The following is a 23,845-nucleotide window of genomic DNA, read 5'->3' as shown; positions in this document are numbered from 1 at the left end:
GAGCTTTACGAAGTCCCCTTAACCTCTTTATTTATTAAATTTCCATCGAAATATATTTGACTTCTAAGAATTCCTCTAGTCCATAATGGCCACCCTCACGTCCTATTCCACTTTCCTTATATCCACCAAAGGGGGCTTGTGGCGTGGAGGTTTTTCCATCGTTGATGCCTATAATTCCAAACTCTAGTTTTTCTGCTACCCTCATACTTCTGGATAGGGATTCAGTAAAGAAATATGCTGCTAAACCATAGTTGGTATCATTGGCCATTTTAATGACTTCTTCATCGGTTTCGAAGGTAATGACAGGGATTACTGGTCCAAAGGTTTCTTCCTTCGTCACCAGCATTTCGCCAGTTACATTTGACAATAGGGTTGGAACTATAAAGTATCCCCCCTGTTGGGTGATGCCATTATGTTCTGCTTTACCTCCGAATTCAATTTTTGCTCCTTTTGCTACTGCATCATTTATTTGTGCTTTGATTCGCTCAAAGCTTTTGCCATCGATGAGGGGCCCAACTTCTACCCCCTCCTCCATTCCATTTCCAACTTTGAAATCCTTTAGTTTTTCCTTTAATTTTTCGATAAAGACTTCTTTGATCTTGTGATGAACATAGAAGCGATTTGATGAAATACAAGTCTGACCACAGTTTCGTAATTTTGAAGCTAAGGCTCCTTCTACAGCTTTGTCTAAGTCCGCATCTTCAAAAACAATCAGAGGGGCATGTCCTCCTAACTCCAATGATACCTTCTTGACGGTTTGGGCTGATTGCTCCATCAATTTTTTGCCTACTTCTGTAGAGCCTGTAAAGGTTAATTTTCTAACCCTAGTGTCTTCCATTAGGGCTTTTCCTATCTTTTGAGCAGAACCCGTCACTAAATTAACAACCCCTTTTGGGATACCTGCCTCCTCAAAGATTTCAAATAGCTTGATGGCTGTAAGGGGTGTTTGGGATGCTGGCTTTAGGACAACTGTACATCCAGCTGCTAAGGCTGGAGCAATTTTTCGTGTAATCATGGCTGCAGGAAAATTCCAAGGGGTGATGGCTGCTACGACACCCACAGGTTGTTTAAGTACCATCAATCGTTTGTTGGGACTCCATGCTGGTATTGTTTCTCCATAGATTCTTTTTGCTTCCTCTGCGTACCAGTCTAAAAATCCTGCTGCATAATGAACTTCGCCGATGGCCTCCTTAAGGGGTTTTCCCTGCTCTAGGGTCATGACCCTTGCGATTTCATTTTGTCTCTCCATCATTAATTGGTATACCCTTCTTAGATATCCACTCCGTATATTGGCTGGCACCGCTGACCATTCTGTAAAGGCTTGGTGGGCGGCTTCAATTGCCTCTTTAGTTTCTTTTTCTCCGCCATTTGGCACGTTTGCGATTAATTCTCCAGTAGCGGGATTATGTACTTCTAGGTTGCTTCCTTCATCTGCTGTTACCCATGTTCCGTCAATGTATATTTTATAGGTTTCCATAGCTTTTCTCCCTTCTTATGAAGATATCATAATAATTATTTTATTTAGTTGTTGAATAAATTAAAGCCTTATAACTACTTCCATTGTCCTAGACAGCCATAGACCATTGGACACCAATTAAAGTAGCAGGGTCATACATATATATTACATTACAACCCTTCCTCTGAAAAGCCAATATTGTAGGATAATTTTTTAAATCGTGATTTGCTTCTTTTTTGTTTTATAATCCTGATTTGTGAATATACTTTTAAAGGAGGTGATCTCATGAATATCTTTAAAGCAATAATCTTAGGAATTGCACAAGGTCTGACGGAGTTTTTACCCGTTAGTAGCTCTGGTCATTTGGCAGTTACCCAAAGCCTCTTAAATGTTCCAGAGGATAAGGTCTTGTTTTTAACTGTAATGTTACATTTCGGTACTTTAATCTCTGTATTCTTCATTTATAGTAAGGATATCTTTAATATTGTACTGGAATATTTGAAAATGACAGTGGAGTTACTGACTGGCAGGGGTCTAAAGTTCGATAATGAATATCGCAAATTGGGGCTTTATATTATGATTGCCACCATCCCTACTGGACTTATGGGATTTTTCTTTGGGGATGTCTTTGAAAGCTTCTATACTTCCCAATTGATTATTGGTGTTGCCCTTATGATTACTGGTACCCTCCTTTGGTTTGCGGAAAAGGTTCATTCTGGCAAAAGGAATATCCATAATATGAAGTGGCTGGATGCTGTGATTGTTGGTATCTTCCAAGGTATGGCCATTACTCCTGGCATTTCCCGTTCCGGATCTACTATTGTTGGATCTTTATTGAGGGGGTTTAATAAGGAACTTGCCACTAAATTCTCCTTCTTGATCTCCATCCCAGCTATCCTCGGAGCGACGGCTTTTGAGGTAAAGGATGCCTTATCGTTAGGTCTAGGGGATTTGACCTCTGGTATTTTAGTGGCAGGAATTCTATCTGCCTTCTTGTCAGGAGTATTTGCCATTAGAGCTTTAATTAACTTCATAAAAAAAGAAAAGCTTTATTATTTTTCCTTCTATACCTGGGGGATCGGTGGCATCATTGTTATTCTTTCATTAGTTAAATAAAGCTTAACTAGGATTGTGCATACAACCTAATAAAATCAACAGATATACTATTTTACCATCAAACTTTACAACTTAATTAAAATCCAGTCTTCCTATTCTACGATTTATAGGCGACTGGATTTTTTGATGTGACTAATCAATAGTTGCTATGCTTTGCTCTTTTCTTGTCCAGCGATCGGCATCACGGGTATTGAATTTGTGCATCATTTGGTGGAAGGCTTCCTCCAAGTCGATATTTAAAGAGTTGGCAAAACAAGTTATGATAAACATAATATCTGCTAACTCCATATCTATGGTATTGTGGGGTTCATCCTTCTTTTTTGGCTTTTCCCCGTAATAGTGGTTTACTTCTCTTGCTAACTCACCGGCCTCTTCCGTTAGTCTAGCCATTAATGCCAGTGGGCTAAAATATCCTTCTTTGAATTGCCCTATGTAGTCATCTACGATTTTTTGCATCTCTTTTATGGTTAATTGATTTTCTGTTGTCATGACTTCCTCTCCTTCCATTAAAGCACCAGTGTTTTTTTACTTTATTTTCAATTTCTGCCTATGTATTCTTTCTATATATGCATTATATCAAAAGTGACTCCTTTATAACAATATTCCCCTAGCACAAATCCATCATTCTTGTTTAACATCACCTCCTACGGGAATACTTCTAATAGTCTAAATATAGGAGGGCTTTTTTTGATCATACAGATGTTTCGACCAGAACTATATCATGGTAAGACCCCGTGGAATCGTTTTGAAGGGTGGTATTTTAAAATCGTTAATAAAGATGCAACTGAAGCCTTTGCCTTTATCCCTGGTGTTTTTTGGGGTAATCATCCTCAAGAATCCCATAGCTTTCTACAGGTATTAGAAGGTAAGACTGTCAAATATAATTATCATCGTTTTAGTCCTGAGGTTTTCCATGCTACTACCCAATCCTCCCTTAGGATCCAAGTGGAAAAGAATCATTTTTCTTTAGAGGGAATGTCCCTTTCCATTGATTCTCCACAACAAAAGGTTCAAGGAAGTTTGAAGTTCTCCAATCGAGTGGATTGGCGAGATAAGCCATATTCCCCCGGTAGTATGGGATATTTTAATTTTATCCCCTTCCTTCAATGCTATAGCCATGTATGGGCTATGGATATGGATTTGTCAGGAGATTTAATAATTAATGGGAAAACCTACAATTTTGATGGGGGTAAGGGCTATGGGGAGAAAAACTGGGGCAATGCTTTCCCCTACTCTTGGATTTGGATTCAGTCTAACCATTTCAGTAGTCCCACCACCTCCCTCAGCTGCTCCATTGGTCATATCCCCCTCTGGCTCACTAGTTTTCGCGGATTCTTAATAGGGCTCTATCACGAATCTACCCTCTATGAATTTACCACCATGAAGGGGACTAAAATGACGATTAATAAACAAGGGAATGATGTTGAAATTATATTAAAGAATAAAAAGCACGGCTTAAGGATTATAACCAGTAGCGAACCGGATTCCTATATCCTTTGCAATGGCCCAAGGGATGGCAAGATGGTTCCTTTAGTGGAGGAAAGCCTTCGGAGTAAAGTATTTATTCGGTTGTGGGAAGAGCCCAGTGGTAAAATTCTGTTGGAGGATTGGGGCAGGGCCTGTGGTATTGAGTATGGTGGTGAACAGATGAGGATATTAAACTAATAAAACCTTATATATATGCACCCTCACTAGTATGTATGCATAAAATGACAGTAAACCATTTTATAAGGAGGGTTTGTATGTCACTAACATGTCGCTTACCCAGCTTTTCTCTAAAGAAGCTTATTATCAATGGGCCATCATCTGTTTTTATTGACGAAGAGGGTACTTGGGTATTAGAAATTCATGTAAATAATATTGGAAAAGGTCGAATTAGTAATGTTGTCATGTCCAACGTTATCCATTTAAATCATATTTCAAATGTTAATGTATTGTCGGTATCAAAGGGTTATGCCTTGTTTGTGGGACACGGTATTACTTGGAGTATCGGTTCTTTAAAGTCTGAGGAGGAGGTTGTATTGTCAGTTGAGATTACTGGTTCCTTCTCTGAAGCTGGAAAACAATTGTTAGGAGAGGTTAATGTATTGGGGCTAGACCCTGTTTTGGATACTATTGTAGAGGGACCTGTGAAGGATGTTGAGATTAATGTGCTGTAGATGATTAACTTGATTCACTAAAGAAACAATCTAATTTAATTAATTTTGCACTCATTTAAAAACCTGTACTTTTTATAGTGCAGGTTTTTTGTAGCGTAATATTTTTTTACTTTCTTAAGTCATTAATGATCCCCTTAGAAACTTTGTCAATGATTCTTCTATACGATTATACAGGATATAAAGTTCAACTTCTTTTCCTGGATTGTTATTTTTTCACATTAATCACTTCTACTTTTTATATGAATATTAATTTTTAATTTCAGAACAAAGTCTTCCTTGGAAGATTGATTGATGACTTATGTTGAAACTCATTTACGAAGAAAATCTCTTTTTTATTAATTTAATGTAGAATTTTCCATTCCCACAAAAAATACTGGTGTATTCTACACCAGTATTTTAAATCTAGCCATATTAAATTTTATATTTATTTGACTGTAGTGTTTACAATTGCTATGCTTTAATTGTATATGTAAAAATTTTATCATTAAAACTTGTGTATTTACTAAAATAAATTTAACTAACATTTTAAATACTTATTTAAAACGATTCCATAAATTTATCTTTCGGAAGTAGTTAGATCCCTTAGGATTCGGATATAATCTCATTTCTGAGACAATACAGACCATGCTTTTATTTGTATTTATTATTGGATTACTTCAAAGACTTTAAATCCTTCTTTCTCAACAAACTCTTTGACCTTCTTTATGTCATCAGCTTCTACTCTAACAACAATCTCCTTTGTAGGTATCATTTTATTTAGGTCATTTACCACTAAGGAGATAATGTTTCCATCTGCCTTTTTAATCGCTTTCGCTAGCACTGAAATACCACCCTTAAAATCTGGTGTATGAAGCGTAAATCTAACTCCTTTTCGGTAACCTAAAAGCCTGTCAATAGCATCAAACAAAGCCTTATGGGTTACAATTCCATTAAGTACTCCATTTTCATCTATAACGGGAATAAAAGGTAAGTTATGCTGTCTTAACAGTGTTGAAGCATCTTCCACTACAGTATTCTTTGTTACTGTTGGCATATTGGTTTGGGCATAACTCATTACTGGCTCGTTGAACATCTTCTCTTGTTCTTCTTTTGTCTTTTTAAAGTAGATTTTATAGATGTCGTAGGTCGATATGCAACCCTTAAAAACCCCTCCATCTATAATTGGTAGGGATAAAAAACCATTATCCTCGATGGTTTTAAGTGCCTCTCCGACTGTAACTGTGGGACTTAAAGTAGTTAAATTTTCAACTCCAACAATTAAATTCCTAATATACATTTCTAAATACCCCCTTTAATTTATTAATTAGTTTGTAATGCAATCCATCTGTATTAACTATATTTTACCAAGTTTTTTGAGGTATTACAAGGACTGTTTAACCTCCATCACATCTTTGACAATACCCTTGAGGCTTTTCTAAAATTATTATACCCTTCTAACAAAAAAGGTAACTCACATTTTTTATTGTATAGCTATTTTATTTTTCTTTCTTGTAATCCATTAATCTTTTCATTATAATCACTAAACAGCTCAGTTCCCATAACAAGAAACAGTATATTCTATTTTATTCTTTTCTATTATAAGGAAGAAGTATTAACTCAATGTAATGGTTTTGTTTGCTTTTGTTAATGTTAGGTGAATTTTTAGGACACAGCCATCGTTTTATTTTCATTAGTAATCATATTGTCTATTATTTTCTATGTATATGAAAAAGTACTGCTGTAGAAAAAAATACAACAGTACTTTTTTTAAAACACGAAAAATTTATTTAAATCTTACATTATACGCCTTCATCCACTGATTCATTTGAATGGAATAAGCAATCAGCTGCGGCCCTGTCATTAATTGACCAAACCAAGGCTTATCGAAGGATGCCCCCCCTGAGTTGACAATATCCCACATACGATGCTTATCAACTATTTGTAGAATTGGAGATGTAGGGTCTTGTAGAATCATCTTCATTTTTCTTTGTACTGCCTTTAGATATCCTGGATTGTGGGTCTTTGGATAAGGACTCTTCTTTCTATCGATAACCTCCTGTGGTAGAATACCAGCTAAAGCTTGACGTAACAATCCCTTTTCTCGATCTCCAGTATACTTCATTTCGATAGGAATATTCCAAGCATATTCTACAATACGATGATCTGCAAAGGGAACCCTTACTTCTAACCCATTGGCCATACTCATCCTATCTTTTCTATTTAATAGGGTAATCATAAACCATTTTAAATTTAGATAGGATATTTCCCTCATGCGATGAACTTCCTTTGACTCACCACTTAGGGCTGGGACTTGCTTCAAGGTATCTTCATATTGAGATGCCACATATTCCTCCAATGGTAGGTGATTGTAGGAACTGCCCAACATCATTTTTCTCTCCTTCACTGACTTTGACCATGGGAAGGTATTGGCATGGATATCTTGTGGTCTTCTAAACCAAGGGTAACCTCCAAAAATTTCATCGGCACATTCTCCTGATAGGGCAACGGTTGCATTTTCTCTGACTTCTTTACAGAAAAGATATAGGGAAGAATCTACATCCGCCATACCTGGTAGGTCTCTAGCCTTGACTGCATCCTCTAGGGCATCCACCAATTGAGGAGTATCAATGATGATGTCATGATGCTGAGAGCCTAAAAATTCAGTCATTTTCTTTATCCACATTTTATCGGAGTTAGGTTGAAATTCACTGGGTTTGAAATAGATATCATTATCTCGATAATCAATTGAATAAGTATGCAACTGACCTTTTCCATCCCTTTTGAAAGCATTTGACGCAATGGCAGAAATGGCACTGGAGTCTAAACCTCCTGATAGGAAGGTACATACCGGTACATCTGAGACCAACTGTCTTTCTATTGCATCCACCAACAGTTCCCTTGTGTGGGCTATTGTTGTCTGCAAATCTTCTTCATGGGGGCGACTTTCCAGTTGCCAATATTGCTGGATTTTGCATCCATTTTCATCCCAAATAAGACGGTGGGCTGGTGGAATTTCTTTGACATCTTTAAATACACCACTTCCCAATGGTCTAGCTGGACCTAATCCAAATAGCTCCATAATTCCTGTTTCATCAATGATTGGTTCCACCATTGGATGGGCTAATAGGGCCTTCAATTCTGATGCAAACATAAAATTATGCCCTTTGTTGGTGTAGAACAGGGGTTTTACTCCTAAACGGTCCCTTGCCATAAATAATCTTCTTTCTTCTTCATCCCATATTCCAAAGGCATAGATTCCATTTAGATGATCAACGCAATCTGGTCCCCAAGCAATGTAAGAAACTAATAATACCTCTGTATCTGAGTAGGACATAAATTGATAGCCTAGATCTAAAAGTTTTTTTCTAACTTCCTCTGTATTATATAACTCCCCATTATACACCATGGTGTATTCTCGGTCTTCTATCATTCTTGTCATTGGCTGCCCTCCCCCTTCTGGGTCGACAACAATGAGTCTTCTATGGCCAAAGAGGGCATTAGCACTATTGTAAAGTCCAAAAGCATCAGGTCCTCTATTTACCAAAGTATTGGTCATTTCTTCCATTATTTTTCTTTTTTCCGACAAATCTTCTTTTAAGTTTACCCATCCGACAATACCACACATATCTCCCACTCCTTTTTCCACTTCACGAATATACTTATTGAATCTATTAAGATTTTTTCATCATATTCAAACATATGATTGAAGTGTACAATTAATGTTTGTCTACATTAAAAATTCACTTTTTATAAGGTTTTTGATATATTTTAGTTCTTGCTGTAGATTTACGCCGAACTAAGTACTCCATTAAAATTTAAGCTTTATGGAAATATTTAAAATTTATTTTAAATATGTTATAATACTTTAGTTAGAGTACCGAAGTATAAATTGAAGTAAACTATATTAGATTAAAGGAGACGAAGGGATATGAAGCGTTTTATAAAATACTATGGCAATCATCTACCATTATTCTTTCTTGATTTCGGCTGTGCTTTTGTTATGGCCCTACTGGATTTGGTCTTCCCTTGGGTAGTGACTTATGTAATTGACGAAGTCCTCCCAGCAAGAAATCTTAGATTAATTATTATGACTGGAGTAGGCATGTTAGTCCTTTATATTGTTAGGGCTATTCTAAACTATATTGTAGATTATTATGGTCATGTTTTAGGAGTTAGGATGGAATATGATATGCGAAATGACTTATTCAGCCATATCCAAAAACTCTCCTTTACCTATTTCGATAATACTAAAACAGGTCATATTATGTCCCGTCTAGTAAACGACTTAAATGAAATTTCTGAGCTGGCCCACCATGGTCCTGAAGATATTTTTATCGCTACTGTCACGCTACTTGGGGCCTTTGTCATCATGGTGCAGATTAATTGGCAGCTTACCTTAATCGTCTTTGCCATCATTCCAATTATGCTGTTGTTTGCTATCCTAAAGAATAAAGAAATGCAGTCTGCCTTTAAGGATATGAGACTTAAGATCGCTGACATAAATGCACAGGTGGAGGATAGTATTTCAGGTGTTCGGGTGGTAAAATCCTTTACCAACGAGTGGTATGAGCAAGAGAAATTCGAGGTAGGAAATATTAATTTCAGAAAATCCCGCGAAACTGCCTTTAAGGTAATGGGGCAATTCTTCTCTGGAATAGGCTTTCTATCTAATTTTATCAACCTTGTAGTGTTGATTTGTGGTGGAGTCTTTATTTATTATGGTAAATTCTCTACAGGTGAGTTAATTGGATTCTTACTTTATGTATCCATGTTCCTGCAACCTATTAGAAGGATTACTGCTCTGATTGAAAATCTTCAAAGAGGTATGGCAGGTTTCCAACGTTTTACAGAGACATTAGATATACATCCTGATATTACAGATGCCCCAGATGCAATCGAAGCAGAACGAATGGAGGGAGCAATTCAATTTGAGGATGTTACTTTTAGTTATAGCAATCATAGTCATGTTTTAACTGACATTAACCTTTCTATTAAGCCTGGTGAGACTGTTGCCTTTGTTGGTCCTTCTGGCGGAGGAAAAACTACCCTATGTAGCTTAATCCCTAGATTTTATGAGATTGATCAAGGGAGTTTAAAGATTGATGGTACTGATATTCGAAGATTTACTCAAAAATCCTTAAGAAATAATATTGGCATTGTTCAACAGGATGTTTTTCTTTTCTCTGGTACGATTCGAGAAAATATCTCCTATGGAAGAATCGGAGCCACTGATGCTGAAATTATTGAAGCTGCTAAGATGGCAAATGCCCATGAGTTCATCATGTCTCTAGAAAAGGGCTATGATACCTACATCGGGGAGCGGGGAGTGAAGCTTTCTGGTGGTCAAAAACAAAGAATATCCATTGCTAGAATCTTCTTAAAAAATCCACCGATACTGATATTAGATGAGGCTACTTCAGCTTTAGATAATGAGACAGAAAAGGTTATTCAAGAATCCTTTGTAAAGCTTTCAGAAAGTAGAACTACTTTAGTCATAGCCCACCGTTTGGCTACGATTCGCCATGCTGATCGAATTATGGTATTAACGGAGGATGGCATTGTGGAAGAGGGATGCCATGATTCTCTGTTACAGGATGCTGGGATCTATGCAAAACTCTATCAATCTCAGTTTGAAAGTGCAGTCTAAAAATAATCTATACTCAAAAGGAGTCCTACCATAGATGGGACTCCTTTCTTTTTTACATACTAGGGTGTCGCAGTGACGCAGAAGATGAGGTATTTTCAACAGGCGTAGACACGTAGACAATTCAAAAGTCGTTAGATTCAAGGAACAAGAGTGACCAGCAGTCGTAGCGTATATGTAATACGCAAGAATGCTGGTCATTTGCAGTGACGCAGAAGATGAGGTATTTTCAATCGTCTTAGCCTGTTCAAAATTCCTTAGATTCAAGGAACAAGACAAGCCAGCGAACGTAGCGTATCTGTAATACGTGAGGGTGCTGGGGTGTCGCAGTGACGCAGAAGATGAGGTATTTTCAACAGGCTACGGTTATGGGGCCAACCTGTGCCTTAGTCACTGAAATTAAGTCCTCTGGAGCGAGGGAGAGTTGCTGTCCCCTCATCCCTGCACTGATGGTTAATTGAGAAAAGGCTAGTGCCGATTCATCTATAAAAGTAGGATAGTTTTTCTTCATACCTATAGGGGAACATCCTCCTCTAATATATCCTGTCAGTTGTTGTATTTCTTTGAGGGGTACCATTTCTACTTTTTTATTACCACTTAAATTCGCAAGGGATTTGAGGTTAAGCTCATCTCCCCCAGGAACACATGCCACTAAGACTCCTGTTTTGTCGCCCCTAGCCACTAAAGTCTTGAAGATTTGATTTAAGGGCATATTTAATTTGTTAGCAACATTTTCGGCACTTAGATCATTTTCGTCCACTTCATATTCTATCATCTCGTATTGTATTTTATGTTTGTCTAATATCCTAGCTGCATTGGTCTTCTTCATTTCCTCCACTCCCTTTATATAAATATGTAGAAAAAAATCCACCATAAAGCAGTGGATTTAGATTAGCATTAGTTTTGTGTCTTCACTATCAATTTTTCTTCTTTAGGTTGTAGATTTACCCCTAACACTATGATAAACCATGATGTTAAAATAATCCCTTTTAGAATACTGGTGGAGCTGATACTCCACCACACTCCATTCAACCCTAATGAGTCAACAGTTGTAAGGAACATGGCTGTTGGTATACGTAGGAAATTTAGGATAATTCCTACAATAGATGGTGGAACTGTTTTTCCTAACCCATTGAATGCCCCAGCTGTTGTAATTTCTATACACATAAAGATTTGAGAGTAGGCCAATATTTTTAGATAGTCGATCCCTAATCGCACAGCCTCTTCCTCCTCAAGGAAGGCGCTGAAGATGGTTCCTCCACCAAAATATAATAGACAGGTGGCAAATATACCAATTCCACCTACCAGATACAGGGCTGTAAAGTAACCCCGCTTAATACGGTCCCATTTCCCTGCTCCGTAATTCTGGCCAACAAAGGCGCTAATGGCTGTAGAGAAGCCCCCTGCTGTCATCCAAGATATGGATTCTATTTGACTACCGATTCTTTGAACTGCCACAGGCGTAGCTCCATATCCGGCTATGACTCTTGCTATAAACATGGCAAATATGGTGAATAGTCCGCTCTGGAGGGCAACGGGTGTACCTAATCGAATAATCTGCTTAATTCTTTTACTTTCTGTAAATTTGAAAAAATCTAACCCACTGAATAGTACTGGGTCTTTTCTCATATTATATACAAAAATACAGGTTCCTATCATCTGGGCAATTACTGTGGCAATCGCAGCACCCTTCACTCCCAAAGCTGGGAAGGGTCCTCCCCCTAAAATCAGTAGTGGGTCTAACACCATATTGATTAGTAGGCCTATTACATTGATGACAAAGGGTGTCCTACTGTTGCCGTATCCATTTAAAATAGCTGTAAAAACTTGGTTGCTAAAGCTAAAGATCATTCCCCCGCCAACTATGGCTAGATATGCCACGGCTTGGTCCACTACTTCTACTTCTTTGATATCAAAGAATTGGATAAGGGGTCTTTTAAATAGCATTAATATTCCCCCATAAACCAAGGCAAGAATTACATTGATTTGTAGCGCACTTTTTACTGTACTTCTAATTCCAGTAACATCATCTCTTCCTACTGATTGAGCTACCCCAACCTCGGCTCCTATTTTGGAGATAAATATGAAAGCCATGGATAACCACATGAAAAAGCCGCCTGTACCTACGGCTGCCACTGCAAGACTCCCTAACTTTCCAACCCAAAACATGTCGGTTAGGTTATATGCCATCTGGACAAAGGAGGTTCCCATTATAGGAAGAGCTAGTTTTAATAATACTTTCGATATATTTCCTTCAGTCAAGTTGTTTTTAATCATTAAGTTACCTCTTTCTACTCTCGAAATTATATTTGCATCCTTTCTATTATACTTTGTTAAGTCAGTACTTTTCAATAGATTTAAAAATTTTTTAAGGATGGGTAATGATGGCAGTGAATTTAACAACTTTGTTGAAAATTGTATCCCACTGGATAAGGAAATTGCTAGTCCTATTATCCTAGAGATAATTGACTACCCTTCAATCATCAATGAGAGTATTAGAATAAGAGTTAAATAAAGATATACTAACAACAAAGGATGATCTTATCACTTAAGATCATCCTTTAAATTTGATATTTATTTAATACGTTTATTTTTATTTAAGATAATTTTTATTGATTTTCTTTGGCTGATTTTAGGTGTTTAAAATCTACGGGAGCTACCTCCCCCACCACCACTACCGCCTCCGCCTGAGTTTCCTGGACCACCAGAATTTCCTCCACCTCTACCCAACATTCTAATCAACATATAGGTAAAGGCTCCTCCTGTTAGCTTAAAGTCTAGGATGATGAGGGGAACGATTAATATTAGTCCAATGATTAGGACTATTGGTGGTACTCCTTCTTTCTTAGGTGTAGTATCCCTATAGTTATCCTGTAAATCACGATAGTCACCTGCTATTTGATCTTCATATCCATATTCTTTGTATACTTCGTTGGCAATGGCATTAAAGCCCTCTACGATCCCTTTGCTATAGTCACCCTGTTGATAATAAGGGATCATATAATTATCTTGTATTCTGCCTGTTTTTCCATCTGGCAAGGCTCCCTCTAGTCCATAACCCACTTCGATACGGGATTGTCCTCCCCCTATATCCAACAGGATTAAAACCCCATTGTTGGCCTCTTTAGCTCCTATTCCCCACTCCCTCAAGAGTCCTAAGGAATATTCCTCCAATGCTTCATTTTCTAAGTCCTCCATCGTTACCACTACAACTTGGGCAGAGGTGGTCCTCTCTAATTCAACTGCTGTAGATAGGATATATGCCTCTGCTGAGGGGCTCAATACGTTGGCAAAATCATTAACATAAAAGTCCCTTGTAGGAGACGGATACTGCACTCCCCATACGATTGAAGTAAATAATAGAAGCAGGATACTGGTAAACAGTAATATTTTTTTAGGTTTTTTTGATTTAGTTACCAAATTGACCACCTACATTTGGTACTTCTCTTGCTTCTTCAGAGGCTTCAAAGTAATCTACTTTTTCAAAGCCTAAAATACCAGCATATAGTACAGTAGGAAATCTTCTAATTGTTGTATTGTAAGCTCTAGCTGACTCATTGTAGTCCCGTCTAGCTGTTGCAATTCTATTTTCTGTCCCTGCCAACTCATCCTGTAATTGAATAAAGTTCTGATTGGACTTCAGGTCTGGATAATTCTCTGAGATCGCTAGTAATCTTGAAAGGGCTCCCCCAAGGGCTGCATCTGCATCTGCTTGTTCTTCAACCGTTCCTGCTCCTGCTAATCTAGCCCTTGCGTCGGCTACATCAGTGAAAATATCTTCTTCTTGTTGGGCGAATCGCTTAACAGTTTCTACTAAGTTTGGTATTAAGTCATTTCTACGTTGTAGTTGAGTATCTATTTGACTTAAATTTGTTTCTACAACTTCTGCTTTAGTTACTAAACCATTGTAGCTTCCTACTATGCTTACTCCCAGCAGTACAAAAACAACGACTATTCCAATAAGTATTTTTGTGGCTGTATTCATGTTATTACCTCCTAAACTTTTTGATCTATTTACGGTCTTTAAAGACTCCCTACAGCAGTCCAAGGACAGGTACTAAGCTGCTACTCCTATTCCCTCAATCCATAATCCCGTCATCATTCCTTGTTTTGCATAATGATTCTTTTAAGTGTTCATGGCTCCCCCCTCCCTTATATTCTACCCTATAGTATATACGTAGACCTATTAAGAAAGTCTGAAAATTTCCTTAGATATTTCTTAAGTCCTCAATAAATTGGTTAACTGCCTCTTCTTTAGTTGCCCAAGATGTTACCAAGCGAATAACAGACTTTTCTGAGTCAACCTTACTCCATATATAGAAGGCATATTTTTTACTTAGTTTTTCAATGGTTTCATTGGGAAGTATAGGGAAGATTTGATTTGAGGTGGATTTAGTTAAAAATCCATGTCCCAATGCTTCTATGTTTTCGCTGAGTTTTGATGCCATTTGATTGGCATGGTTCCCTAATTGAAAAAACAAATCATCTTTGAACAGTTCTCTAAACTGTATTCCCAACAATCTCCCCTTTGCTAGTAATGCCCCTTTTTGCTTCATATTAAATCTAAACTCCCGCTTTAGTTCATCGTTATTAATGACAATGGCTTCTCCGATAAAGGCACCATTTTTAGTTCCACCTATGTAAAAGGCATCCACCAAATGAGATAGATCCGATAGACTTAGATCATTTTCTGATGAACAAAGGGCAGAGCCTAATCTGGCTCCATCTAAAAATAAATATAGTCCATTGGCTTTGCAGAAGGTATGTAGAGTTTCTAATTCCTTTTTCTTGTAGATGGTTCCAATTTCAGTTGTATTGGATATGTAGACCATTCGTGGCTTTACCATATGTTCGTCGGCGTGAAACTCTAATATTGGCTTAATATCCTCTGGAGTCAGCTTACCATCCTCTGTATCCACAGAATTTACTTTATGTCCTGTGGCTTCGATTGCTCCTGTCTCGTGGACATTGATATGTCCTGTATTGGCTGATATTACAGACTCATAGGGTCTGAGGACAGATGAAATTACGATTAGATTTGCTTGGGTCCCCCCAGATACGAAATGTATGTCTGCCTTTGGGTTTTGAAGTTTCTCACGTAATATTTCTATTGCCTGTTGGCAATATTCATCTTCGCCATATCCTGCCTGTTGTTGGAGATTGGTGTCCACTAGGGCTTGCAAAATATTTGGATGGGCTCCCTCGCTATAGTCGTTTTTGAAGCTGTATATTGGTTGATACGGTGCTTTTGTCATTAAGTTCTCCCCTTATCGTACTAAATTTATTTTTCTTAAGTTGTTACTTCTCATCTTTCCCCCATCTGGCTTCCCCAATAGGAAATCAGTTTAACTCATTCCCATAATGGTTATTCAGGTATTCTACATCAAGCTTTAGGATACCTTTATTATTTCCCTATTATCTGATTTGTCTATCATTATTTCCAATCAGAATTAAAAAATCACCCTAATGTGATGACTCCATTAGGATGATTTTTATTCCTTTATACTCTTAAATGACTCCTTTGATATTTTTAAAAGATCTAATCAATAGGGAAGATCTTATAAAGACCCCTTTAGAAAATAGTCTTTTAAAGGGTGCATTAAAGCTGAAATCAAACGAGCTTTATTGCTAATTTGATTGCTTCCTTCATGCTATTTTCATTGGCAATACCCTTCCATGCCTTTCCAAAGGCAGTTCCGTGATCAACTGAAGTCCGAATGATAGGAAGACCTACAGTTACATTAACACCACTATGGAACCCCAGTAGCTTTAGAGGAATGTGGCCTTGGTCATGGTACATTGCAACGACAACATCAAATGCACCCTCCTTTGCCCTTAAGAAAATCGTATCTGGTGCCTCTGGCCCAATGACATTTATCCCCTGATTTTTCTTAAGCTCTATTGCGGGAATAATCTCCCTTATTTCTTCATCACCAAAGAGGCCATTTTCACCAGCATGGGGATTAATACCTGCTACTGCTATTTTAGGGGCATGACACCCAAGCTTCACCATTGTATTATGGGCTAGATCTATCACTGTAGCGATTCTTTTCTTATTTAGTCCTTGAATTGCCTTCAGTAGTGATACGTGGGTGGATACATGGATTACCCTGAGGGCCTCATCATATAAAAACATAGCATAATCCTTAGTATTGGTAAATTTAGCTAATATTTCAGTATGACCTGGGTAGAAATGACCTGCCTTATGCATAGCTTCTTTATTGAGGGGGGCCGTTGCGATGGCATTTATTTCCCCCTTCATTGCAAGACTACAGGCCTCTTTAACATATTGGAAGGCAGCATTACCTGACATGGCTTGAACCACCCCTGCCTCTAATCTAGTGACATCCACATTGTTTAAGTCATAGACATGAACAGTATTCTTGTCAAACTGGCATTCTGAAATTTTTTTCACCCTTTTAATTTTTATATTTATTTGAAAGGCCTTGGCGGCAGCAGTCATCACATCATAATCTCCAATTACGACTAATTTATGATTGCCTATGTTTTCATCTAAATAACTCTTAATGATAATTTCTGGCCCTATACCAGATGGGTCACCCATTGTAATCCCTATTATAGGTCTTTGATTGTCCATTGTTAGCATTCCCTTCTTAAATAATCTATGACCTTGATGATTGCGTCCTCTTCCCCAAATCCTCCCGCTTTAGTCACTATCGGTAAATTTCCATAGGTATCGTGTAAAAAATACCCATAGGGGATGCCGGGTAAAATTTCATTCTTAATCATTGTCCCCGATACCCCCAGCATGGTAGCTGCTTTAATGGCAATATCTCCTCCTGTAAGCATTAGACCAGCTACACAGGAGCTATCTAGTATTCCCTTTGTTATCTCACCAATAAATTGGGCGATCTTATCGCTTACTCCATAGCTATCGAGGCCATATTCTTTGCCAATGTCAATTGCCTGATTGACATCCTCCGCTGTTTTAGTACTGCGTAGAACAAAATCTTTATTTTCCTCTACTAGCTTAATTACCTTCCCTAAGATCCTTTTCTTCTCTTCTTCTTTTGAAGTAAACATGTCTTGGATATGTATGATTACTTCTTCTAAACCATATTTATCGATAGCGTAATTAGCTTGTTTTCTAGTTATATCACTGACGCTTCCCACGATTACACCTATACTTTTCTTTTCCTTCATGAGTTTTAAGGTCTTGGGCAAAAACTCCGCTAACCCCGCTGAACCAACCATAAGGAATCTATCTTTCATTTGAGCTATAGCTTGGGCTACTGTATTGAGATCCTCAGCATCAACAGAATCAATTACGATGATTTCTACCCCCCTATTCCTTTGGTCTATAATTGCTTTGTGTAGTGCTTCTATACCGTACAAAACTATTGACCTATCGATAATTGCGGTTCGCTTGTCACTTTGCTGAGCTATGATAGCAGGAATAAATGATTCCATAACTGGGTTTTTGGGGTCCACTGCCACTTCAGTCTTTTCTAATAGCGTATCATGAACATAAACCCTACCACCCAATGTTTTTCTTCCAGCAGCAGGAAAGGCAGGGGCTACTATGGCAAAGTCAACACCTATTCCATCCATTGCACCTGCGATCTCACTACCAATATTTCCACGAAATGTAGAATCCAGCTTCTTATAAAAATAATTGACTTTGTTTCTTTTAATCAAATGGCCTACGCGAAGGGTTTTGTCATAGGCTGTCTTGCTATCGTCAAAACGACTTTCCGTATCCACCACCAATACATCACAATTAGATAGTGCCTCATCTAGTAAGTCTAAGTTTGTCATCACTACAGTTTTCAGACCATTTTTACTGAATTGGACCCCAGTATCATTTGATCCAGTAAAGTCATCTGCTATTAAAATTAGTCTTCTATCCTGCATTATCTTCACCTTCTTCTATTATTTGAGCTACTCAACATTAGAACAATGAATATAATGGTGAGATGAGTCCTCTCCCCATTATATTCATTAGTTAAATTACTGCTGGGCCTCCGCCTCTAGCTTTTCTTTTTTCTTATTTCTTTTAGCTATATAGGAGGTCAACACAGGAGTCAATAATGCTGAAGTGATTGTTGAGGCAGCCACCTGTGGCGTTGCTACAGTTGCAAGGGCCTGAATTGTCGGATCAGCCATGGCGATTGCCATCGGAGTTGCCACGGCGTTACCAGCGGTTGAAGATGCTGCTGCCCCTGCAATACCACTACCACCAGTTATCTTATCGGCATAGATATTAAAGAAACCACCGACAACAACCGTCATTACCCCTAATAATAATCCTGGTAGTCCGGCTTTAATTAGCATAGCAAAGTCAATTCCTGCCCCAATGCAAAGGCAAAGAAAGGAATTAGTATTGGCCCACCTGCTACTAGGAATTTTCTCATATTTTCATCTAGGTTACCAATAATCATTCCCAGCGCAATAGGTATAATGACTGCCACTAGAGACATCAAAGGAATGTTAGCGATTCCTGCCGTTCCTAAAGCAATCATCGTTAAAAATGGCCCATCATTGATGGATACGATGGCTATTGCTCCAATATCTGTTTCATCACCGAACTCACCTGTAAGCGCTGCATAAAGCCCACCATTCGTATTGGACATAGCAGCGATAATTGCAAGGGATGAAAGACCAAATAATCCATTTTCACCAAATACCTTAGATACAATCAGACCAATTGCCACTGCAATTAGGAACTTACTAGCAGTGACTACAGCCCCCTTCTTTAATGCCTTTGGTGCCGCCTTAAAGCTAATTCCTGCCCCCATACAGAATAGGAACATCCCGATAAGGGTTCCAGCTCCATTCTTAAATAACGCTGTTGTAAAACCCCCTATTTGAAGTGCTTCTGGAAAAAAAGTGTTGATGAAGGCCCCTAAAATCAAGGGAATGACCATCATTCCACCCGGTACTCTTTCTATCGCTTTTTTAATTTGCATAACAAAGCCCCCCGTATTATTTAATCATTTTTACACAAAGTATGTACCATTTAATGTTTTGTTGAATATTCAATTAATTTTTTATGCTAGAAAGTCGTTCCAATTCTGTAGATGCCAAACTCCTTATGCCCTAGACTTTCTGCCTTAGTATATTTCCCATTTGAAACCTTTATCATTTCGTTGAGTATTTCCTGACCCACCTCTTGAATACTGGCTTCTCCGTCAATTATTCTCCCTGCATTTATATCGATATTGTCCTGCATCTTATGAAAGGTTGAACTATTGCCCGTCACTTTAATGACTGGTGCTATAGGAGATCCCGTAGGTGTTCCTCTACCTGTGGTGAATACCACTATTTGTGCGCCCCCAGCCAACATTCCAGTGATAGAATCAATGTCTTGTCCTGGGGTATCCATTACATATAATCCTTTGTTGCCTTCATTGACTTGCTCTGCATATCCTAATACCCCTATAACCGGTGAAAGGCCAGCCTTGTATATACATCCCAAGGACTTTTCCTCTATCGTCGTAAGTCCTCCTTCTTTGTTGCCCGGTGTGGGTTGACCACTTCTTAAGTCAGTACCCATTGCAATAGCCCTATCCTCTGTATCTTGAACAATTTTAAAAAGTTTCTGGGCAACTTCTTCATTAATACATCGCTGGGCTAAAATATGCTCGGCACCAATTAGCTCTGTTGTTTCTGATAATATTGAAGATCCGCCATTCTTAATTAATAGATCCGAAGCATATCCAACAGCAGGGTTTGACGCTATTCCTGAGGTAGGATCTGACCCACCACACTCAATGGCCAGCGTAAGCTCCCCTATATCAAATTCTACTCTTTCCTGCTGGGATAGCTCCCTTGCCATCTCCGAAGCTATCCTGCCTCCCTCTCTAATGGCTCCTAAAGTTCCTCCCAAATCTTGAATAATAATTTTTTCTACTCTTTTTCCAGTCTCACTGATGCCTTCAACTAACTCCTTTGGAGGAACGCCTTCACATCCTAGACCAACTACTAAAACCGCCCCAACATTAGGATTTTTCCCTAGGCCAATTAAAGTATCGATTGTCAGCTTTAAGTCGTCCCCAATCTGGCAACAACCATGCTGATGTGGTAGAGCAACACTTCCAGGAACTAAATTACTGATCCTTACCGCTGTTTCACTGGCACATACTGAGGCTGGTATGATTGCAACATGATTTCTAATGCCATAGGTGCCATTTTCCCGCTTATATCCTTTTAATACCATTACCTTAAACACCTCCATTTCTACTTTCTATCTCCTCTACCCCTTGTACTCTCAACATTATGTACATGTACATGCTCACCTTTTTTAATATCCCCAGAGGCAACCCCTATCACCTCTCCGTACTTAAATACTTCCTTCCCCTTGGCTATATCCACTAGGGCAACTTTGTGGAAACAAGGAATATCCTGAATAACGTGGAAATTCTCCTCCCGATTAGCGTCTTTAATCATTATTGTGTCCTTTGCCTTTAATTCTTGGACGATTGTGCAAACATTGTCCTTTGAATGCGCTATAATTCCATTATTGTGCATCCTTTCACCCCCTATTCATATCTTCACAGTATTATAAAGCAATTATCATGCCAAAAAAAAATGTCCCTGTAAAGGGGCATTTAGTAGTATGGACATTCCTCATATAGTGGTTTTTTGTATATTTTTTAAGGGTGGTTGTATATTTTCTATACGTTTTTTAGCTTTTTATTCAAGGTGACTCTGGTAATTGCCAGCCTTTCGGCAGCCCTCGTCTTATTATAGCCCTCTTCCTCTAATACTTTCTTTATAATTTTTTTCTCTATCTCCTCCAAAGAACCTTCGAGATAATCTATCTCCTCCGTTTCCTTACTCACCATGGTTTGAAGTTCATTAAAAACAAGATGGAGGCTATCTTCCTTAAAGATCTCTTCTTCTCCGATTAAAACTAATTTTTCCATAACATTTTCCATTTCCCTAATATTACCAGGCCATTCATAATTGTTCAGGATTTCCACTACTCTTTTACTGAGCCGACACATTCTTTTATTGTATTTTTTGCATAATTTTCTCAGTAGGTAGTTTCCAATTGCTTCTATGTCTCCTGTCCTCTCCCTCAAGGGTGGAATATAAATATTAAGTACATTGAGTCTATAATACAAATCATTTCTAAAGGTTTTATTCTTTACTTCCTTAAGCAAATGCTTGTTGGTTGCAGCAATAATTCTGACGTCAATCGGAATAATCTTATCGTCCCCAATTCTCATAACCTGCATTTCCTGTATCACCCTGAGTATCCTTGCCTGTACTTGGATATCCATTTCACTAATCTCATCTAGGAAAATAGTACCCCTATCTGCAAGCTCAAACAGACCCTTCTTTCCTTCCTTACGTGCTCCAGTAAAGGCTCCTTCAACATACCCAAACAATTCACTCTCCAATAGATTTCCTGGTATCGCTGCACAATTAATCGCTACAAAGGGTCCATTCCGTCTACTACTCTCATTATGGATCGATTGAGCAAAAACCTCTTTTCCTGTCCCACTTTCACCGGAGATCAATATGGTGGATTCTGATTTAGCAAATTCCTTTGCCATTTTGATCGCCTTCTGGATTATTGGGCTATCCCCTATAATGTTATTGAAGGTCTTTTTTGCTGTCAGTCCATTCTTTAATAACTTTTGCCTAATTTGCTTTTCTACCTCTTGGATTTTCGTGATATCTTGAAAGGTAACTACGACTCCCTTCACTTCATCCTCCAGTATAATGGGTACTCTGTTGGTTGCTATGATGGCATTACCAGCATTTTGGATATCCCCTAATTTTTCCTTTCCACTGAGTAAAACATTCGTGATTCTAGTATTGGGGATGACTTCAGCTACATTCTTATTCATGGCATTTTCCCTCGGGATACCAAAAATTTTCTCGGCCATGGGATTGTAGATGATTATTTTACCGCTTTTATCCACCGCAACAACCCCTTCATTGATGAAGTCAAGTACAATCCTATTTCTCTGGTTCTTTTCCCTCTCTATCTCAATAGCTTCATATAGCTTGATGGCTTCTTCAATAGAGTTTAAAATAGCCTCCTTACCAGAGCTAATCAGTTCATACTCCATTCCCTTTCTCTCCGCCATCCTCACAGCAATGGTATCCCCTATAACAATGTCTATTTCAGACTGATAGGCTAATTCTATTTTCTTTTCTACCTCTTCCTCCTCCAGTACGGGAAAATACTTTATATCTATTCCTAAAATACCAGATAATACTTTGGCCCCAGATACAACATTGTCATAACCTATAACTGCAATTTTCTTTTTTACATTCTTGTATTTATGCAGAACCCTAAGGAGGTCGTAACCAGTTACCTTTATCTCCACAACCGGTATGTTCACATTTTCCCTGATTACCTTTGCAGTACCACCGCGACTAATGATGACCTTTTTTCCTTCTGCCTTTGCCTTTTGGGCTTCTGCTACTCCCAAAAACATATCTCCTGTCCTGGTAGTAAGGTCAATATTATTTTCCTCCACAACTTGGTCTGATATTGTCTTTAATCCAGCATAGGGAGCGATCAATACAATCTTTTCATACATAGGAATGCACCACCATATATATTTGTCTTTCATGATTAATTCTATATATTTAGAATATTCCCTTTAATTGATTTTAATTATAGCGATTAGTTCCTAAGAAGATATAGTAAAGGCCCTATCATGATTTTCTCATCAATAGGACCTTCATTTTGAGGATTTGGCTGATATATTTCACTTGTTACTCCATAATGACGATTCCCAGTGCCTTTAATGTCTCATATGTAATAACAGGATCTTTAGGAAGATTATTTTCTTTTTGAAACTTATACAGTGCCTGTTCCATATAGGGTCCATACTTTCCATCTAGGTATTCCACCTGATAGTACCCCAAGGCCCTTAGTCGCCTTTGTACTTCAACCACATCTGATCCAAAATCCCCTGGTCGAATGGTCTGTAATCCATACCCAAAGGGACCAAATTCGCCGTTGACAATTGCTACAGGTGTACCATGCTTGACATATTTGTATAGATCTTCTACATCGCTATTCTTCATTCTAATACATCCAGCCGAGGCGTTGGCCCCTATTGAATTTGGTTTGTTGGTTCCGTGGATTCCGAACTTACCCCACGGTACGTTCAACCCCATCCATCTAGTACCAAAGCCACCACCCCATTTTGCCTTATTAACAACCTTCCATGACCCTATTGGGGATGGGTGCCCTGGCCGGCCACTGGCAATGGGGTATTTTTTTATCAACTGGTTACCATTTAATAGGTAGAGTCTTTTTTCTGAAATGTCTATTAAAATCTTCAAATTATTGTAATCAGGGTTTTCCTTGATCATATTGGATTCCCATTGATTGTATTCATTAAGTCCTCTTACATCACCATTAGGACGATTTTTCTTATAATAGCTTATTACTGTAGCTGTACCTGATACAACGAGAGCTATCATTAGACAGCATATACAGATTTTTAGCATCCTCTGTTTCAATCTTATCCCCCCTTATGCATTCATTTAATTGTA

Annotated in this window: 19 protein-coding genes and 1 pseudogene; 4 read left to right on the top strand and 16 right to left on the bottom strand. The window is 38.2% G+C overall.

Annotation, left to right across the window (positions count from 1 at the left end; all coding sequences use genetic code 11):
• Positions 1-34: 34 nt before the first annotated feature.
• The gene (locus tag JOC73_RS10850) at positions 35-1,477 is read right to left on the bottom strand and encodes an NAD-dependent succinate-semialdehyde dehydrogenase (RefSeq protein ID WP_204403066.1); all 1,443 of its coding nucleotides are present in this window, start codon (positions 1,475-1,477) and stop codon (positions 35-37) included.
• A gap of 264 nt (positions 1,478-1,741) precedes the next feature.
• Here JOC73_RS10850 and uppP point away from each other — a divergent pair, with 264 nt between their 5' ends.
• Positions 1,742-2,572, top strand: coding sequence for an undecaprenyl-diphosphatase UppP (gene uppP / locus JOC73_RS10845; RefSeq protein ID WP_204403064.1), 831 nt, complete (start codon positions 1,742-1,744; stop codon positions 2,570-2,572).
• Between the two features lie 132 nt (positions 2,573-2,704).
• On the opposite strand, the gene JOC73_RS10840 is transcribed toward uppP, so the two are convergent.
• On the bottom strand, positions 2,705-3,061 hold the full coding sequence (locus JOC73_RS10840; RefSeq protein ID WP_243427945.1) for a nucleotide pyrophosphohydrolase: 357 nt from the start codon (positions 3,059-3,061) through the stop codon (positions 2,705-2,707).
• A 198-nt stretch (positions 3,062-3,259) separates the two neighbouring features.
• On the opposite strand from JOC73_RS10840, the gene JOC73_RS10835 reads away from it, so the two are divergent.
• A complete protein-coding gene (locus tag JOC73_RS10835) occupies positions 3,260-4,237 on the top strand; it encodes a tocopherol cyclase family protein (RefSeq protein WP_204403060.1) in 978 nt (325 codons plus the stop codon).
• Positions 4,238-4,314: 77 nt separating this feature from the next.
• Complete coding sequence (locus tag JOC73_RS10830) at positions 4,315-4,731, top strand: hypothetical protein (protein ID WP_204403058.1); 417 nt, start codon at positions 4,315-4,317, stop codon at positions 4,729-4,731.
• A 643-nt stretch (positions 4,732-5,374) separates the two neighbouring features.
• On the opposite strand, the gene JOC73_RS10825 is transcribed toward JOC73_RS10830, so the two are convergent.
• Complete coding sequence (locus JOC73_RS10825; RefSeq protein ID WP_204403056.1) at positions 5,375-6,007, bottom strand: CBS domain-containing protein; 633 nt, start codon at positions 6,005-6,007, stop codon at positions 5,375-5,377.
• A gap of 486 nt (positions 6,008-6,493) precedes the next feature.
• Entirely contained in the window at positions 6,494-8,335 is a 1,842-nt protein-coding gene (gene asnB, locus JOC73_RS10820; RefSeq protein ID WP_204403054.1) for an asparagine synthase (glutamine-hydrolyzing), read from the bottom strand.
• 303 nt (positions 8,336-8,638) lie between these two features.
• Between asnB and JOC73_RS10815 the strand changes: the two genes are divergently transcribed.
• Positions 8,639-10,357 (top strand): ABC transporter ATP-binding protein, encoded by a 1,719-nt coding sequence (locus JOC73_RS10815; protein WP_204403052.1) that lies wholly within the window; start codon positions 8,639-8,641, stop codon positions 10,355-10,357.
• A 349-nt stretch (positions 10,358-10,706) separates the two neighbouring features.
• Here JOC73_RS10815 and ybaK read toward each other — a convergent pair whose 3' ends face one another.
• The 12 genes and pseudogenes from ybaK to JOC73_RS10755 form a co-directional block, all read right to left on the bottom strand.
• Complete coding sequence (gene ybaK, locus JOC73_RS10810) at positions 10,707-11,183, bottom strand: Cys-tRNA(Pro) deacylase (RefSeq protein ID WP_204403050.1); 477 nt, start codon at positions 11,181-11,183, stop codon at positions 10,707-10,709.
• Between the two features lie 68 nt (positions 11,184-11,251).
• Entirely contained in the window at positions 11,252-12,631 is a 1,380-nt protein-coding gene (locus JOC73_RS10805; protein ID WP_204403047.1) for an MATE family efflux transporter, read from the bottom strand.
• Between the two features lie 363 nt (positions 12,632-12,994).
• Positions 12,995-13,774: a TPM domain-containing protein gene (locus JOC73_RS10800; RefSeq protein ID WP_204403045.1), complete on the bottom strand. Its 780-nt coding sequence runs from the start codon at positions 13,772-13,774 to the stop codon at positions 12,995-12,997.
• Positions 13,764-14,339 carry a LemA family protein gene (locus tag JOC73_RS10795; RefSeq protein WP_204403043.1) on the bottom strand — a complete coding sequence of 192 codons (576 nt, stop codon included), beginning with the start codon at positions 14,337-14,339 and terminating at the stop codon, positions 13,764-13,766. The genes JOC73_RS10800 and JOC73_RS10795 overlap by 11 nt, the downstream gene beginning before the upstream one ends.
• A 223-nt stretch (positions 14,340-14,562) precedes the next feature.
• Positions 14,563-15,609 (bottom strand): threonine aldolase family protein, encoded by a 1,047-nt coding sequence (locus tag JOC73_RS10790; RefSeq protein ID WP_207755102.1) that lies wholly within the window; start codon positions 15,607-15,609, stop codon positions 14,563-14,565.
• A 356-nt stretch (positions 15,610-15,965) separates the two neighbouring features.
• Entirely contained in the window at positions 15,966-16,952 is a 987-nt protein-coding gene (gene pdxA / locus JOC73_RS10785) for a 4-hydroxythreonine-4-phosphate dehydrogenase PdxA (RefSeq protein ID WP_204403041.1), read from the bottom strand.
• Between the two features lie 2 nt (positions 16,953-16,954).
• Positions 16,955-18,229 carry a four-carbon acid sugar kinase family protein gene (locus JOC73_RS10780; protein WP_204403039.1) on the bottom strand — a complete coding sequence of 425 codons (1,275 nt, stop codon included), beginning with the start codon at positions 18,227-18,229 and terminating at the stop codon, positions 16,955-16,957.
• Between the two features lie 96 nt (positions 18,230-18,325).
• A pseudogene (locus JOC73_RS10775) lies at positions 18,326-19,242 on the bottom strand (2-keto-3-deoxygluconate permease).
• A 128-nt stretch (positions 19,243-19,370) separates the two neighbouring features.
• A complete protein-coding gene (locus tag JOC73_RS10770) occupies positions 19,371-20,552 on the bottom strand; it encodes a UxaA family hydrolase (protein ID WP_330613172.1) in 1,182 nt (393 codons plus the stop codon).
• A gap of 2 nt (positions 20,553-20,554) precedes the next feature.
• Complete coding sequence (locus JOC73_RS10765; protein WP_204403037.1) at positions 20,555-20,845, bottom strand: UxaA family hydrolase; 291 nt, start codon at positions 20,843-20,845, stop codon at positions 20,555-20,557.
• A 146-nt stretch (positions 20,846-20,991) separates the two neighbouring features.
• Positions 20,992-22,878 carry a sigma 54-interacting transcriptional regulator gene (locus tag JOC73_RS10760; protein ID WP_204403034.1) on the bottom strand — a complete coding sequence of 629 codons (1,887 nt, stop codon included), beginning with the start codon at positions 22,876-22,878 and terminating at the stop codon, positions 20,992-20,994.
• Positions 22,879-23,056: 178 nt separating this feature from the next.
• Complete coding sequence (locus tag JOC73_RS10755) at positions 23,057-23,812, bottom strand: L,D-transpeptidase family protein (RefSeq protein ID WP_243427944.1); 756 nt, start codon at positions 23,810-23,812, stop codon at positions 23,057-23,059.
• Between the last annotated feature and the right edge of the window lie 33 nt (positions 23,813-23,845).

Source organism: Alkaliphilus hydrothermalis (genome assembly GCF_016908555.1).
GTDB lineage: Bacteria > Bacillota > Clostridia > Peptostreptococcales > Natronincolaceae > Alkaliphilus > Alkaliphilus hydrothermalis.
This window is presented reverse-complemented; position numbering and strand designations above follow the sequence as displayed.